The 15,893-nt window shown below is 71.7% G+C and carries 13 protein-coding genes; 7 read left to right on the top strand and 6 right to left on the bottom strand.

All coding sequences use genetic code 11. From position 1 onward, the window contains the following. Nucleotides 1–105: 105 nt before the first annotated feature. The gene (locus LZG04_RS31170) at nt 106–1,326 is read left to right on the top strand and encodes a S8 family peptidase (protein WP_233823662.1); all 1,221 of its coding nucleotides are present in this window, start codon (nt 106–108) and stop codon (nt 1,324–1,326) included. On the opposite strand, the gene LZG04_RS31165 is transcribed toward LZG04_RS31170, so the two are convergent. Then, nucleotides 1,304–1,957: a response regulator transcription factor gene (locus LZG04_RS31165; RefSeq protein WP_233823758.1), complete on the bottom strand. Its 654-nt coding sequence runs from the start codon at nt 1,955–1,957 to the stop codon at nt 1,304–1,306. The genes LZG04_RS31170 and LZG04_RS31165 overlap by 23 nt on opposite strands. Before the next feature lie 5 nt (nt 1,958–1,962). Continuing rightward, on the bottom strand, nt 1,963–2,892 hold the full coding sequence (locus LZG04_RS42745; RefSeq protein WP_308199526.1) for a histidine kinase: 930 nt from the start codon (nt 2,890–2,892) through the stop codon (nt 1,963–1,965). A 911-nt stretch (nt 2,893–3,803) separates the two neighbouring features. Between LZG04_RS42745 and LZG04_RS31155 the strand changes: the two genes are divergently transcribed. Further along, the gene (locus LZG04_RS31155) at nt 3,804–4,382 is read left to right on the top strand and encodes a hypothetical protein (protein ID WP_233823660.1); all 579 of its coding nucleotides are present in this window, start codon (nt 3,804–3,806) and stop codon (nt 4,380–4,382) included. Here LZG04_RS31155 and LZG04_RS31150 read toward each other — a convergent pair. Together LZG04_RS31150 and LZG04_RS31145 are read right to left on the bottom strand one after the other, a co-directional pair. Then, nucleotides 4,322–4,618, bottom strand: coding sequence for a hypothetical protein (locus LZG04_RS31150; RefSeq protein ID WP_233823658.1), 297 nt, complete (start codon nt 4,616–4,618; stop codon nt 4,322–4,324). The two genes, LZG04_RS31155 and LZG04_RS31150, sit on opposite strands and share 61 nt — an antisense overlap. A gap of 61 nt (nt 4,619–4,679) precedes the next feature. Beyond that, on the bottom strand, nt 4,680–7,403 hold the full coding sequence (locus LZG04_RS31145; RefSeq protein ID WP_233823656.1) for an AbfB domain-containing protein: 2,724 nt from the start codon (nt 7,401–7,403) through the stop codon (nt 4,680–4,682). A 139-nt stretch (nt 7,404–7,542) separates the two neighbouring features. Here LZG04_RS31145 and LZG04_RS31140 point away from each other — a divergent pair, with 139 nt between their 5' ends. From LZG04_RS31140 to LZG04_RS31120, 5 genes are all read left to right on the top strand, one after another. After that, entirely contained in the window at nt 7,543–8,538 is a 996-nt protein-coding gene (locus tag LZG04_RS31140) for a LacI family DNA-binding transcriptional regulator (RefSeq protein WP_233823654.1), read from the top strand. 60 nt (nt 8,539–8,598) lie between these two features. Next, nucleotides 8,599–9,039 (top strand): hypothetical protein, encoded by a 441-nt coding sequence (locus LZG04_RS31135; RefSeq protein WP_233823652.1) that lies wholly within the window; start codon nt 8,599–8,601, stop codon nt 9,037–9,039. 262 nt (nt 9,040–9,301) lie between these two features. Continuing rightward, nucleotides 9,302–10,813 carry an alkaline phosphatase gene (locus LZG04_RS31130; protein WP_233823650.1) on the top strand — a complete coding sequence of 504 codons (1,512 nt, stop codon included), beginning with the start codon at nt 9,302–9,304 and terminating at the stop codon, nt 10,811–10,813. Next, a complete protein-coding gene (locus tag LZG04_RS42100) occupies nt 10,810–12,021 on the top strand; it encodes a hypothetical protein (protein WP_267938398.1) in 1,212 nt (403 codons plus the stop codon). The genes LZG04_RS31130 and LZG04_RS42100 overlap by 4 nt, the downstream gene beginning before the upstream one ends. 633 nt (nt 12,022–12,654) lie before the next feature. Beyond that, the gene (locus LZG04_RS31120) at nt 12,655–13,731 is read left to right on the top strand and encodes an epoxide hydrolase family protein (RefSeq protein WP_233823754.1); all 1,077 of its coding nucleotides are present in this window, start codon (nt 12,655–12,657) and stop codon (nt 13,729–13,731) included. Between the two features lie 26 nt (nt 13,732–13,757). On the opposite strand, the gene LZG04_RS31115 is transcribed toward LZG04_RS31120, so the two are convergent. Together LZG04_RS31115 and LZG04_RS31110 are read right to left on the bottom strand one after the other, a co-directional pair. Continuing rightward, on the bottom strand, nt 13,758–14,714 hold the full coding sequence (locus LZG04_RS31115) for a cyclase family protein (RefSeq protein WP_233823648.1): 957 nt from the start codon (nt 14,712–14,714) through the stop codon (nt 13,758–13,760). Nucleotides 14,715–14,829: 115 nt separating this feature from the next. Continuing rightward, the gene (locus LZG04_RS31110; RefSeq protein WP_233823646.1) at nt 14,830–15,831 is read right to left on the bottom strand and encodes an aldo/keto reductase; all 1,002 of its coding nucleotides are present in this window, start codon (nt 15,829–15,831) and stop codon (nt 14,830–14,832) included. Nucleotides 15,832–15,893: the final 62 nt, after the last annotated feature.

The following is a 15,893-nucleotide window of genomic DNA, read 5'->3' as shown; positions in this document are numbered from 1 at the left end:
CGACTGATCGTTGAACTCTGATCGGACCTGTCGCCGCGCGGGTGGTCGTGCTGTGGTTCAAGGACGAGCACGTTCCCCGACGAAACCCTGCCTGTTGGAGGAGCTGTGAAGATCGGACACGTCACCGTGGCGAGCGCGCTGTTAGCCGGCCTCGTCGCCCCGACCGCTCACGCCGCGCCGGTGCGGTACGCCGACCACCCCCAGGCCGTGGCCGGCAGCTACATCGTGGTGCTGAAGCGGCACGAGGACCTGGCCGCCACCCGGTCCGCCGCGCCGGAGGTCACGTTCACCTACGGTGCGGCGCTGCCGGGGTTCGCGATGCGGGCCGACGCGGCGCGGGCCCGGCGGCTCGCGGCCGACCCGCGCGTCGCGTACGTGGCGCAGGACGTCCGGGTCGGGTTGGGCGCGCAGGACCGCCCGGCCGCCGTGCGCGACGTCGTGGCGCCTGACGTCGTGGCGCGGGACGTCGTGGTGCAGCCCGACCCGCCTTCCTGGGGCCTGGACCGGATCGACCAGCGCTCGCTGCCGTTGGACAAGAAGTACTTCCACCCGAACACGGCGTCGTCCGTGCGGGCGTACGTCTTCGGCACCGGCATCCGCTACGCGCACCAGGAGTTCGGCGGGAGGGCCGTGCCCGGCTTCGACGCGGTCGGCGGCGTCACCCCGCCCGGCAACGACTGCAACGGCCACGGCACGCACATGGCCGGCACGGTCGGCGGCCGGACCACCGGCGTGGCGAAGGACGTGACGCTGGTGTCCGTGCGGGTGCTGAACTGCCAGGGCTCCGGCACGTACGCGCAGATCATCGCCGGGATCGACTGGGCGACCCGTGACGCGGCGGCCGGCGGGCGACCGGCGGTGGCGCTGATGACGCTGGGCGGCAGCGCGAACCAGGCGTTCAACGACGCCATCACCCGGTCGATCAACGCGAACGTGCACTACTCGGTGGTGTCCGGCGGCTCCAACGCCGACGCGTGCGCCTTCTCCCCCGGCAGCACGCCGTTGGCCACGACCGTGGGCGCGACCGACGCCAACGACGCGAAGGCGAGCTTCTCCAACTACGGCCCGTGCATCGACGTGTGGGCACCGGGCGTGAACATCACGTCGGCGTGGGGCACGTCGGACACCGCGTACTCGACGATCAGCGGCTCCACGGCGTCCGCGCACGCGGCGGGCGTGGCGGCGCTGTGGCGGCACCGGTTCCCCGGCGACTCGGCGGTGGCGGTGGCCGAGGCGCTGCGGGCCAACGCCACGCCCGGGGTGATCGCGAACCCGGGTGCGGGGTCGCCGAACCTGGTGCTGTTCATGGGGATGATCCCGGTGTAGGGCGCGGGAGCAGGCCCTGGTCGCGGGCGTAGACGGCGGCCTGCGTGCGGTCGCGCAGGCCGAGCCGCCCGAGGATGCGGGAGACGTGGTTCTTCACCGTGCCCTCGCTGACGTGCAGGCGGGTGGCGATCTCGCGGTTCGTGCGGCCGGTGGCGAGCAGGCGGAGCACGTCCAGCTCGCGTTCGGTCAGGCCGTCGGCCCGTTCGGTGGGCGCGGGTCGCAGCGCGGCGGCCAGGCGGGCGGCGGCGGCGGGGTCGAACTGGACCACACCCGAGTGGGCGAGCCGGACGGCGGCGGCGAGCTCGGCCGCGGGCCGGTCCTTGAGCAGGTAGCCGCTCGCACCCTCTTTCAGGGCGCGCACCACGTACTCCTCGTCGTCGAAGGTGGTCAACATGACCACTTTGGACCGGTGGTCGCGCAACCGGCGGAGCGCGTCGATGCCGTCCATCACGGGCATCCGGACGTCCATCAGGACGACGTCGGGGTTGTGCGTGAGGACGAGGTCGACGGCCGCCCGCCCGTCGGCGGCCGTGCCGACGACCGCGATGCCGGGTTGGAGGCCCAACAGGGCGGCGATGCTCTCGCGGATGAGCTGCTGGTCGTCCACCACGACCACCCGCACGTCGTCCACCTCGTTCACCCCATCACCCTCGGCACGACCACGGTGAGCCGGGTGCCCGCCGCGCAGTCCACCTCGACCGACCCACCGACCTGCCCGATCCGCTCCCGCACCCCGCTCAGCCCGAACCCTTCTCGTTCCGGCGGGAAGCCCGGTCCGTCGTCCTCGACCACCAGCCGGGCTTCACGGCGCCCGCAGTGCACCGTCACGGTGACGTCGGACCCGCCGTGCCGCATCGCGTTCGTGATCCCTTCCTGCCCGGCCCGGTAGAGCGCCGACAACACGGCGGGCGCATACCGGGATTCGTCACCCGTACAGGTGACAGACACGCCGAGCCCGTGGACGAGCCGCCCCAACGACTCACCCAACCGGAAGGGCTCCCGCAACGCCCTCACCGACGTCCGCACGTCCTCCAACGCCCGCCGCGCCGCCTCCCGAGCGTCCGCGACCGCCCGATCGGCCACCTCCGGGTCGATCTCCCGGAACGCCGACGCCTTCTCCAGCAGCACGGACACCGCCGTCAGGTGGTGCCCGAGCCCGTCATGGACGTCCCGCGCCACCCGATTCCGCTCCGCCGCCGCCGACATCTCCGCCATGGCCAACGCCAACACCACCCCGATGCCGAACATCACCAGGTCGGACACGTGCTCGACGGACCGGGTCCACCCCGGCACGGTGATCTCGAACGCCGCCACCAGGAAGACCACGACCCCGACCCCAACCCCGACCGCCACCACCCGCCCGAACGCGAAGTACGCCCCGAACGGCAACAACAAGAACAACACCCGCGCCATCCCGGACCCATCGGCGAACGCCACCACCACCACGAGCCCCGCCTGCACCACCAACACCAACGCCGCCGCCACCCGCCACCCGAGCCGCCACCCGAGCCGCCACCCAAGCGCCTGCCACCACCCCCCGACCGCCCGCCACCACGCCCCGACCACCCAACCCCATGCCGCCGACCCCGAACGCCACCACGACGACCCGGAAGGCCCCGACGGCGACCCGGTCCCCGACGATCCCGCCCGCACGCCCGAAGACCGCGAATCCCCACCCGGCGAGCGCGACCCCGGGCCCGGCGACCCCGGGCCCGGCGACCGCGCCCCGACCACCGGCGCCCCCGCCGCGGCCCGCGACGACGACGGCTCGACTCGTGAAGGCTGCGGCTCGGCCCCTGACGATCGCGGCCCGGCTGCTGGTGGCTGCGGCACGAGGTCCGGAGGCAGTGTCTCGACCGTGGACGACTGCGGCTCGACCGTGGACGACTGCGGCTCGACCGCCGGCGACCGCGACCCGAACGACCGCGACCCGAACGACCGCAGCCCGAGCGACCGCGACCCGAGCGGCTGGGGTCCGAGCGGCTGGGGTCCGAGTCGCAGGGACCGCCGACCGAGTCCCGAGGGCCGTGACACCGCTGTCGACGACCGTGGTCGCGGCGCGCCTGTCGGGGGGCGTCGGCCGGCAGCTCGGCGGCGCGTGGTGAGGGTGTCGAGCAGGGCGAGGGCGGTCAGGCCGGCGGCGAACGGTGTCCACCGCGTCTCTCCCAGGCCGGTCAGGCCGGCGTAGGTGCCGGCGGCCAGCACCACCCCGCACAGCAGGGGCGACAACCACGGCAGTGGGCGCACGTCCGGCAGGTTACGGCCCGGGGTGGGGGTTTCGGGGTGGCATCGGGGGGGTTGGTGGCGGCCTCCTTGTTTCAACCGACGTTCGAGGGCAGGCAAAACAGCGTTTTCTTTGAGTCGATGTGTGAGTTCACCCGATCGTGGCGGCGTGGTGGCACGTGTCGATCGGCACCCCCGAGAGTAGTCGATCAGCACTCCCAGGGCCGCTACCAGCGGCAATATCGTCCGAAAGCATGACGTTCCTGATGCGGTTCGGTGCCTTCTGCGGTGTGCTGTCGGGGCTCTTCATAGCCCTGCCCGGAGCGGTCGAGGGGTTTGTCGGGGAGACGGCCGCGACCAGTCTCGTGATCGGGGTGTCGCCGGCGTTGGCCGCGCCCTTGATCACCGCCCTCTACCTCAAGCAACCCCGCACCACGCTCGGCACGGTCGGGTACGTGGTGAACTTCGTGGGGCTCGGGTTGTTCGGGGCGGCGGCGTACGCGTTGAACATCGTGGTCTTCCACCTCGACGAACCGAAGCTCGCGGCACCGACCGTGGCGGTCCTCGGCGCCAGCGCCCTGATCTTCGCCCTCGGCACGGTCACCTTCGCGATCAGCATGATCCGGGCGCGCGTCCACCCGCCCGTCCCGACCTGGGCCTACGCCGTCGCGCTCCCGGTCTTCACCCTCGCCGCACGCCTGCCGGACACCCCGCTGACCAGCGCCCTGCACGTCATCGTCGGCGGCGCGCTCGTCTGGCTCGCCCGCTCGGTCTACCCGGCCACCCGCCCGGCCACGACGAGCAGCAGCACGATCACCACGAGCGCCGCGTAGGGCACGTACACCCGAGGCCGGCCGCGGGTGCCCGCCCAGGTCAGCACGACCGACACCGCCCACACCAGCGCGGTCCCCCCGGACGCCACGATCATCGGCAACCGCCCGTACGAGCACACACCGGACACCGAGTAGTCGCAGCTGCCGGTCGGCGTGAACGCCATCAACCCGTACACCATGGCGATCGGCGCGAGAACGCACACCAGCACCGTGCCGAGCACGGCGAAGCCCTTCATGGACCCGCACGGTAGCAGCACCGCCGTGCGGGTCCACAAAGGACTCACGGGTGTGTCGGCGTCACGGTGCCCACGGCGCGCTCACCGCCCAGCTCACGTCCGCGTCGTACGACGTGGGGCTGTCGTAGGTGTGGGCGCCGCCGTTCACCGCCACCCACACCTCTTCCGCGTAGTGCCGGACGCTCGCGCCCAACTCGTTCACCGACGCCAACCGCACGCCGCCGACACCGGGCTGGGCGCAGAACGTCGCGTCGCGCCGGAACAGCTCGCTGCCGTCCGACGCGGCCAACCGCACCCGGAACTGCGCGTGCCGCAGGTACTGGCCCGGGTAGTTGCGCGACTCGAACGAGTAGCACGACGGCTCGGCCAACCCGCGCCGGACGACGAACGTCGCGTCGGCCTTCAGCAGCGCCGGGCTGCCCGCGTCGACCACGTCGGTGCGGGCGAGGCCGTCGCGGTGCCGCAGGTACCGGTCGGTGAAGCCGGGCGTGGTGACCCGGAACGACCGCGCCTGGTCCAGCGGGAGGTCCGCGCCGCTGCGCCACAGCGGCACGACGGCCGCCCACGTGGTGTCGGCCGCGAAGCTGGTGGCGCCGTCCCACGGGTTGGGCCCGCCGGACCGGGCCAGGTAGACGTTCTCCTGGTAGTGCCGCAGGTAGTGGCCGGGCAGGTTGCGCGACTCCAGCACCGTGCCGCCGGCCCCGGCGCGGGCGCAGAACGTGGCGTCGGAAGCGAACGCGGCCGACCCGTCGCCCTGGTCGGACCGCACCCGGAACGCGGAGTGCCGCAGGAACCGGCCGGGGTAGTTGCGCGACTCGAACGACAGGCACGCCGGGTCGGCCAACCCCGGCCTGGCCCAGAAGGTGGCGTCCAGCCGGCCCAGGTCGTCGGAGATCACGTCGGTGCGGGCCGGCCCGTCCCGGTGCCGCAGGTGCCGGTCGGTGTAGCCGGGGGTGGTGACGCGCAGCGAGATCGCCTCGCCGCGGCCGACCTCGGTGCCGTCGGCGATCGCCAGCACCCGCCGGTTGACCTCGCGGACGCGGGCTTCGGACACCTTGAGCACCTGGCGGTCGTAGGTGTAGAGGCCGTTGATCTCGTTCTCCACGTCGTACGGTTCGGTGTAGACGGACGCCGACAGGCCCCGCGCGTGCACGAACCGGCCGACCTCCTTGGTGATCTCCACGTACCGCCCGGTCAACGACGCCTCGTCCGGGTAGAGCTCGCCGTACGCGAACCCCGCGCCCGGTTGGTACTCGTGGCCGGTGACCCGCCGGCCGAGGCCGCCGAACTCGCCGAGCACGGCGACGCGGTTGGCGTCGGGTGGCCGGGTGCCGGCGGACATCTGGTAGGCGTGGTCGTCGATGACGTCGCCGTTGCCCGGGTCGGGGTCGGAGACGCAGCAGTTGGCGCCCGAGTTGTGGTTGACCAGGCGGGTGGTGTCGATCGACCGGACGAGGTCGACGATCCGGCCGGCGTCGTACTCGCCCCAGCCCTCGTTGAACGGCACCCACTGCACGATGGACGTGATGCCCTTGAGCTGCTCGATCACGCGCCGCAGTTCGGACTCGAAGTGGGCGCGGCCGCTGGGCACCTCGTCGACGGCGTCCAACGACGGCATGTCCTGCCACACCATCAGGCCGAGCCGGTCGGCGTGGTAGTACCAGCGGGCGGGCTCGACCTTGATGTGCTTGCGCACCATGTTGAAACCCAGCGCCTTCTGCCGCTCCAGGTCGAACCGCAGGGCGGCGTCGGTGGGCGCGGTGTAGACGCCGTCGGGCCAGTAGCCCTGGTCGAGGGTGCCCAGTTGGAAGACGAACCTGCCGTTGAGCAGCGGTCGCATGACGCCGCCGACCATCGCCTTGCCCAGCGACCTCATGCCGAAGTAGCCGGTGACGACGTCGCTGCCCATGGTGACGCGCAGGTCGTAGAGGAACGGGTCGTCGGGCGACCACAGCCGGGCGTCGGGCACCGGCACGCGCAGGTGGGTGCCGGAGGTGCCGGTGGCCGTGCCGACGACCCGGCCGCCGGTGAGCACCTCGGCGCGCACGGGTTGGCCCGTGGTGCCCTGGACGACCAGGTCGAGGACGCCGGCGGGCACGTCCGGCGTGGTGTCCAGGCGCGTGATGTGGTTGGGGGCGACCGGTTCGAGCCACACGGTCTGCCAGATGCCGGAGGCGGCGGTGTAGAAGATGCCGCCGGGGGTGCGGCGTTGTTTGCCGATCGGGTGCAGGCTGCCGTCCACGGTGGACCGCACGCCGACGATGACCTCGTTGTCGCCGGCGCGCAGGGCGTCGGTGATGTCGAACGTGAACGCGTCGAACCCGCCGGTGTGCGTGCCGACGGCGACGCCGTTGACCCAGGCGCGGGTCTCCCAGGTGACCGCGCCGAAGTTCAGCTTCACCCGGCGGCCGTTCCACCCGGCCGGCGTGGTGAACGTGCGGCGGTAGAACATGTGGTCCTCGTGCCGCTTGATGCCCGACAGCGCGGACTCGATCGGGTAGGGCACCAGGACGCCCTCGGCGAGTGGGCGGCCGAACGGTGGCGAGGACAGGTTCGGTGCGCCCGTGAACTCCCACACGCCGTTGAGGTTGAGCCAGTCCGGGCGGACCAGCTGGGGGCGCGGGTACTCGGGCAACGCGTTGGTCGGCGACACCTGAGCGGTCCACGGGGTGGTGAGGGGTGGTGGTTTGGGCTGCCAGACGGCGGCGGTGGCGGTGCCGGGCAGGGCGAGGACGAGGGTGCCCAGGACCAGCAGTGCGGTCAGGGCGGACATCGGCTTGCGCATGGGTGGCTCCACGATCGGCAGGGTGCGGTGACGTGGGTGCTCGTGACGCGGTGCGTGCAGCAGTGACCTGGGTCACTTCTCTTGTTCTTACATCGTTGGTACAACGTTGTAAAGCGATCGAGACGACCGGAGGCGCCGCTTGGCCACGCTCAAGGACGTCGCCGCGCTGGCCGGCGTGTCGGTGAAGACGGTGTCGAACGTGGTCAACGGGTACGCGTTCGTGAAGCCGGAGAACCGCCGCCGGGTCGAGGAGGCGCTGACCGCCACCGGCTACCGGCCCCACCTCGGCGCGCGCAACCTGCGTCGCGGCCGGACCGGCTTCCTGGCACTGGTGCTGCCGGAGCTGGTCGTGCCGTACTTCGCGGAGCTGGCCGGGCTGGTGCTCGGTGCGGCGCAGGAGCACGAGTGGAACGTGCTGATCGAGCAGACCCTGGGCACGCGCGAGGGTGAGCGGGACACGTTGGCCTCGCTCGGCCCGCACATGATCGACGGTGCGATCGTGAGCCCGGAGGCGTTGCAGGCGGGTGATTTCGGCGAGCTGGCGCCGGGCATCCCGGTGGTGATGCTGGGCGAGCACTCGGTGGACCTGCCGATCGACCACGTCGGCATCGACAACGTGGAGGCGGCGCGGGTGGCCGTGGCGCACCTGGTCGGGCTGGGGCGCACGAGGATCGCGGCGATCGGCGCGCACCCCCACCGGGGCACGGCGGCGCAGCGCCTGGAGGGCTACCGGAGGGCTCTCGCCGAAGCCGGGCTGCCGGTGCGCGAGGAGCTGGTCGCGACCGCGGTGAACTACCACCGGCGTGACGGCGCGGAGGCGATGTCGCGGCTGCTGGCCGCGGTCGAGCCGCCGGACGCGGTGTTCTGCTTCAACGACCTGCTGGCGGTGGGCGCGGTGCGGGCCGCGGCGGAACGCGGTGCGCGGGTGCCGGACGACGTGGCCGTGGTCGGGTTCGACAACACCGAGGAGGGCGGGTACAGCCTGCCGTCGCTGACCACGGTCGCGCCGGACAAGGCGGCGATCGCGCGGGCCGCGGTGGACCTGCTGCGGCGGCGCGTGGACGACCCGGGACGGCCGCCGGAGCACGTGCGGACGCCGTTCTCGCTCGTGGTGCGGGAGAGCACGCGCGGCTGACCGGTGTCGGCGGGCACCGGTACAGTGCGCTGCCACCTCGAGCCCGGGAGGGGTTTCCCGATGCCCAGCAAGGAAGAGCTCAAGGCCGCCCTGCACGCCGCCTTCGACTCGGTGGTCGAGGACGGCGCGAGCTACACGAAGGTGTACGCGGCGGAGATCAGGCAGAAGAACTTCATCGTGCTGCGCACCACCACCGTCACCGACTTCGTCGTGGGCTTCCGGCCGGGTGGGACCGATCTCGTGGTGGTTCCGGTGGACGAGGAGCGGGGCGTGATCCGGGCCGGCGCGCCGGTGCCGATCACCGACGTCAACCGCGCCGCCGTGCGCCGGCGCGACTTCCAGGGCCGGTTCGTGGTCAGGACGACGGACGGCCGCACGTTCCGGTTCACGGTGATCCCGTCGGTGCCGAAGCTGCTCTCGGTCGCCTACCAGTTGCCGGTGGACCAGAAGGAGGAGTACGCGGCGTTCGAGGCGTTGCGCGACGCCCTCACCGCGGCCTGACCGGCCCTCGCGCGATGGAATTTCCCGATCGGCGGGTGTCGTCGGCATTCGCCAGGTTCTTCTGTAACCAATACATCGGCTAGTTGGACAGCCATTCACCTGCGCAGTCGTGCCCCCGCTCCGGTGGGCGGCCGGTCGGCCGCGCCCGAGGCGGCTTCGGCCGCTCCACCCGGCGTACACGTCGGGGATGGCCACTGATCACCTTCGGCGTGTACGCAGTACCGGAACGCGTTCTTCCCGGCCCTGCACCGAAGGAGAGCCGATGTCCCCACTGACCCGACGAACGCTCATCGCCGGCGGCATCGCGAGCGCCGGCGTGACGGTCCTCGCCCCCACCACCGCGAACGCCATCTCCTACCCGTTCACGTTGGGCGTCGCCTCCGGTGAACCCGCCGCGGACGGCTTCGTCATCTGGACCCGCCTCGCGCCCAGCCCGCTCAACGCCGACGGCCTCGGCGGCATGGGCAGCACCTCGGTCGCGGTGGACTGGCAGGTCGCGACGGACCAGCGGTTCACCCAGGTCGTGCGCAGCGGCACGGCGACCGCGACGCAGTCGTGGGCGCACAGCGTGCACGTCGAGGTGACCGGCCTGCTGCCCGGCCGCGAGTACTTCTACCGGTTCCGCGCCGCCGGGCACATCTCCCCCGTCGGCCGCGGCGTCACCGCGCCGGCGGTCGGCACGAGCCCGTCGCTGACCATGCTGTTCGCCTCCTGCTCGCACTACGAGGAGGGCTACTTCACCGCGTACCGGCGCATGGCCGAGGAGAACCCGGACCTCATCCTGCACCTGGGCGACTACATCTACGAGGGCGGGGCGAGCACCACCAAGGTGCGCCAGTTCGCGCCGTCGGCGGAGATCGCGAACCTGGCCGACTACCGGGTGCGGCACGCGCAGTACAAGACGGACGTCGACCTTCAGGCCGCGCACGCCGCCGCGCCGTGGCTGGTCGTGTGGGACGACCACGAGGTCGAGAACAACTACGCGAACCTGGTGCGCGCCAACACCTCCCCCGCCGGCGACTTCAAGGTGCGGCGCGCGGCGGCGTACAAGGCGTACTACGAGCACATGCCGTTGCGCGCCGCGCAGGCGCCGGTGGCGGAGAACATGCAGCTGTACCGGCGGGTGCGTTGGGGCAGCCTGGCGACGTTCCACCTGCTCGACACCCGCCAGTACCGCGACGACCAGGCGTGCGGCGACGGCACGAAGGTGTGCCCGGAGGCCGACGACCCGGCCCGCACCCTGCTCGGCGCCACGCAGGAGGCGTGGTTGCTCGACGGCATGCGGCAGAAGCTGGGCACCTGGGACTTCCTGGGGCAGCAGGTGTTCTTCGCGCAGAAGCTGGCCTCGGCCGACGGCGCGAAGTCGATGGACTCGTGGGACGGCTACAGCGCCAACCGGGGCCGGTTGCAGCGCGGCTGGGACGCGGCGGGACTGCGCAACACCGTGGTGCTGACCGGTGACGTGCACCGGTCGTGGGCGGCCGACCTGATGAACGACTACGCCGCGCAGGACCGGGTCGTCGGCACCGAGCTGGTGACCACGTCGATCACGTCCGGCGGTGACGGCAGCGCCGCCGACACCGGCCTGTCCAGCCTCAACCCGCACGTGAAGTTCTACAAGAACCTGCGCGGCTACGTCCGCACCGTCACGTCCCCGACCCGGGTGGACGTCGACTTCCGCTTCGTCGACCGGGTCACCACGCGGGACTACCCGGTCCGCACGTTGCAGAGCTACGTCGTCCAGGCAGGCAACCCAGGATTGCAGGCGCCATGAAGAAGCTGACGATGATGATCGCGGCGCCGGTGCTCGCCGCGCCCCTGCTGCTGGGTGCCGCCACGACGGCCTCGGCGGCGGCCACGTGGACCACCGCGAACAGCACCGCCACCGGCGACCAGGACAACGCCGCCGTGTCCGCGGTCCGCAACGGCTGGACCGCCGTGGTCTGGGAAGACGACCGCGACGACACCACGCCCGACGACCCCGCGCACAGCGACGTGTGGGTCCGGCTGTTCAAGGACGGCGTGTCCCGCTACGAGAAGAAGCTGTCCACCGGCGGCACCGGCACCTGGCGGCACGTGCAGCCGGACGTCGCCGTGCACGACAACGGCTCGGCGGTCGTCGTGTGGGCCGACGACGGCGACGGCAACGGCTACTACAACATCCAGGTGCGGGAGCTGAACACCAGCGGCACGGTCACCGGCTCGGCGCGGGCCAACGCCGGCACCGACGGCCAACAGCTCAACCCCGCCGTCGCCGCCGACCCCGACGGCACCGGCTTCGCCGTCGTGTGGGAGGACAAGCAGACCTCCACCAACCCCACGGTCCGCATCGCCGGCTACGCGTCCGTGACGGCGAAGACCTACGAGGCCCAGGTCCACACCGCGGGCGGCACCCACCAACGGCCGGACGTGGCCATGGGCGCGGCGGGCAACGCGATCGTGGTGTGGGACGAGGACGGCGACGGCAACGGCTACTTCAACATCGGCCGGAAGATCCTGACCCCGTCAGGCGGGGCGAAGCTCGCCCAGGGCGTCGCCAACGCCACCGGCGACGGCCAACAACGACGGCCGGTCGTGGCAGCGAACTTCAACGGCGACCACGCGGTCGCGTGGGAAACCGACCACACCGGCACGGCACAGGTGGGCGTGCGCTCGTTCACCGCCGGCGGTGCGGCACGGACCGCGGCGGATGCCGTGCTCGCGGGTGCGGACCCGCAGATCGGCATCGACGACCAGATCAACGTCGTGGTGTCGGCGGTGGACGCCCAGGACGTCGTCACGCAGGGCCTCAACGCGGACGGCTCGGTCACCGGCCGCCTGCCACGACAGGCCACCGTGTCGACCGCCACGGGCAGGCAGGACGAACCGGCACTCGGCGTCGACGCCTGGGGACAGATCACGGTCGTCTACACCGACGACAACGACGGCAACGGATTCGACCAGATCTACCTCGGAACCGGACTGTCCAACAGCACTTGGTGACAAAACCCAATCACCACAACGGACCTCGAAACCAGCCTCAACAGCCCCACATCGGACCCGGAACCCCACCGCAGAGGCCCGATTTGACATGGGTTCGGGTGCTTTAGGCTGGTCGAAGCCGGCAGGCCTGGCGGGACGCTTTTCCCCGCCGGGCCTGCCGGCTTTGGCCTGCCTGGAGTGCCCGTAAGGGCCCCATGTCAAATCGAGCCGGGAGTGAGTAGCGGCTTGGGGTAGAAACGAAAAGCTTCAAAAGCAAAGATGAAAGAGTCCTCGCCGGACGGGCAGATCAGCAGGATGACCCCAACTACGCCTGAAAGCCCCTGTTGTGTTGTGGGGCCGGGTTTCGTGTCATCCCACCGACCTCCCTACGGGCTACCACACGCGTCAAGGGGAGCGCGGCCCACAGTGAAGGCCGCGGGCAAAGCCGAACCCGCGCTCCCCTTGACACGTGCGGCAGGGCGGAGCCAGGTCGGCGGGATGACACGAAGCCCTCGTTTTGCGGGAAGGGCGTGCCAGTGGACGGGCAGGGGGCCGGGGGTACCGCAGTGCGCCAGGGTGGTCGTTGGTCTGACCAACGGTTATGAGGTATCGTTGGTCCTGCCAACGTTGGTGAGACCAATGGAGTGAGTGATGATGATCAAGCCCTTCGTGCTGGACGTGCCGCAGGCGGAGCTGGATGAGCTGGCGGATCGGTTGGCGCGGACGCGGTGGCCCGAGGAGTTGCCCGATGCCGGGTTCGACTACGGGTTTCCGCTGGGTGAGGTTCGGCGGTTGGTCGAGCGGTGGCGGGAGGGGTTTGACTGGAGGCGGCACGAGGCGGAGTTGAACGGGTGGCCGCAGTTCACGACGGAGATCGATGGGCAGCGGGTGCACTTCCTGCACGTGCGGTCGGCGCGGGACGATGCGTTGCCGTTGGTGTTGGTCCACGGGTGGCCGGGGTCGGTGCTGGAGTTCCTGGACGTGATCGAGCCGTTGTCGCGGGACTTCCACCTGGTGATCCCGTCGATCCCCGGTTTCGGGTTGTCCGGGCCGACGACCTCGCGGGGTTGGGACGTCGGGCGGGTGGCGAGGGCGTTCGCCGAGCTGATGGAGCGGTTGGGGTACCGGCGGTACGGGACGCAGGGTGGGGACTGGGGGTCCGGGATCGCCAAGGAGATGGCCGTCGTCGCGCCGGAGAACGTGGTGGCGGTGCACGTGAACTACCTGCCCACGCCGCCGGTGGAGGGGTTGGACGGGTTGTCCGAGGAGGACGAGCGGCGGTTGGAGCGGATCAGGGCGATGATGCGCAACCGGCCCGGGTACCAGGTGCTGCACGCGACGCGGCCGCAGACGGTGTCGTACGCGTTGACCGATTCGCCGGTCGGGTTGTTGGCGTGGATCGCGGAGAAGTTCACCGAGTGGACGGATCCGGAGTCGCGGATCGACGTGGACCGGGTGCTGGCCGACGTGACGCTGTACTGGCTCACCGGGACGGCCGGGTCGTCGGCCCGGTTGGCGCGGGAGACGGGGATCGTCACGAACGCGTGCCCGGCGCCGTTGGGCGTGGCGGTGTTCGCGCACGACATCGTGCTGTCGGTGCGGAAGGTGGCCGAGCGGGTGTACCCGGTCGAGCACTGGAGCGAGTTCTCGCGGGGCGGGCATTTCGCGGCGATGGAGGTGCCGGACCTGCTGGTCGGGGACATCAGGGAGTTCTTCGCCGGTCGCTCGTAGGCTGGTGGCGGTCCTGATCGGCTCGGTCAGAAGGTGGCGATCGGGTTGACCGGGCTGCCGGAGGTGCCGGCGAAGCGGACCGGGGCGACGGCGAGCTGGAAGTCCCACTGGTCGAGGTCGGTGGCCGTCGCCGCGCACGCCTCCAGGTCGCAGTTGTCCAGCAGCCACAGGCCCATCGCGACGAGGCCCACGGCGTGGACCGGCATCAGCACGTCGTCGTACCCCGACGGCTGCACGTCCTGAGGGCTGTCCGCGCCGATCAGCGCGACCTGCCGTTCGTGCAGCCAGGGCAGGCAGGACGCGTGCCAGCCGGCTTGCGTGAAGCCGGCGGACTCGCCGACCTCGTGCCGGGCCCGGCCGTAGCCGGTCCGCAGCAGCACCGCGTCGCCGGGCCGCACCCGCACGCCCTGGCGGCGCTCGGCCTCCTCGAGGTCTTCCGGGAACACGCCCTCCCCCGGTTCCAGCCACGGCACGTCGCGGACCCGTGCGACGTCGAGCAGCACGCCGCGCGTGACGATCCCGTTCGCCGCCGCCGTGACGGCCGCCCACGCCGATCCGGTCTCGGTGTCGACCAGCGTGTGCGGCCGCCCGTTGTACATCTTGCCGTCCCAGAAGAGGTGGCAAGGCGAGTCGAGGTGGGTGATGGTGTTGCCGTGGAAGGTCAGGCCGAGCCGTTCGGTCGAGAAGCCCCAGCGGCGGTCGGCGTGGAAGGCGGGCACGGGCACGTTCTCGCCGCCCGGCATGTCGGCGGCGCACGGGCAGGTGGTCGTGGACCGCTCCACATCCCGCGGCACGGCGACTTCCCAGGCGCACGACACGCCGCGGCCGTGGCGCACGGCCCGTGCCGCGGCCAGTCGGACGTCGTCGGTGATGTGGTTGAGCGTGCCGAGCTGGTCGTCGTCGCCCCAGCGCCCCCAGTTCGACAGCGTGTCGAAGTAGCCGAGCACGTCGTCCCGCGTGGGCACCGGTCGTCCTGCCGTCATCCCCGCACCCGCTCCTTCGGTCACCGACTCGGAGGAAGGGTACGCACTCGTGGCCGCGGTACGGGGACGCGGAGCGCGCGGGCACCCGATGGGGTGCCCGCGTGCTCGTCGGCGGTCAGTGGGCGGCGTCCAGGCGGGCTCGTTGGTCGGCGGTCAGGTGCAGGTCGACGGCGGCCAGGCTCTCCTCCAGTTGGGCGACCGAGGAGGCTCCCACCAGCGGGATGACCGGGATCTCGCCGCCGATCAGCCAGGACAGCACGACCTGGTTGACCGTGGCGCCGGTCTCGGCGGCCACCTCGCGCAACGCGGCCAGGCGCGGCGCGGTGCCCGCGTGGTCGTGGTCGGGGCCCAGCGGCTTGTCGTCGCGCACGTAGGCGCCGGACAGCAGCGGCGAGTAGGCGACCAGGGTCAGCGACGGCTCGGCGCGCAGGTAGGCCAGCAGGTCGCCGCTCACCACGCCCTGGTTGCCGTCCGGCGAGCGCCTGCCCGGGCGGTCGGTGCGGGCGCGCAGGTAGCTGTGGTGGTACTGGAGCACCTCGTAGCCCGGCAGGCCCGCGGCGGCGGCGAGGGCGCGGGCCCGCTCCACGCGCCACGACCAGTGGTTGCTCACGCCGAGCAGGCCCACGGTGCCCTCGGCCACCAGCTCGGCGAAGCCCTCGACGGTCTCCTGCAACGGCACGAGCGGGTCTTCCACGTGCGCGTAGAGCAGGTCGAGCCGGTCCACGCCCAACGCCTCGCGGCTGCGTTCGGCGGACTCGCGGATCACCTTGGCCGACAGGCCTTCGACGTTCTCGGACTTGGCCGTGTCGGCGAACGCGAGCCCGGCCGCGTTGGGCCGGCCGCCCAGCTTGGTCGCGATCACGACCTCGGAACCGACACCGCGGCTGCGCCGCCACCGGCCGAGCAGGGCCTCGCTCTCCCCGCCCTGGCTGGCGTTGTACCAGAACGCGTAGTTGTTCGACGTGTCGATGAACGTGCCACCCGCCTCGACGTACCGGTCGAGGATCGCGAACGACGTCTCCTCGTCGGTGGCCGTGCCCATCAGCATCGCGCCGAGGGCGAGCACGCTCACCTCCCGACGCGTCTTCGGGTCCTGGCCGATGGTGCGGTAGTCCATTGCGGGTTTCCTCCCAGGGTGGTCGTGCTGCGGGACCGACGGTAGCGAAGGACGGCGCCGAC

Origin of the sequence: Saccharothrix sp. S26 (genome assembly GCF_021390395.1) — a bacterium.
Lineage (GTDB): Bacteria > Actinomycetota > Actinomycetes > Mycobacteriales > Pseudonocardiaceae > Actinosynnema.
This window is presented reverse-complemented; position numbering and strand designations above follow the sequence as displayed.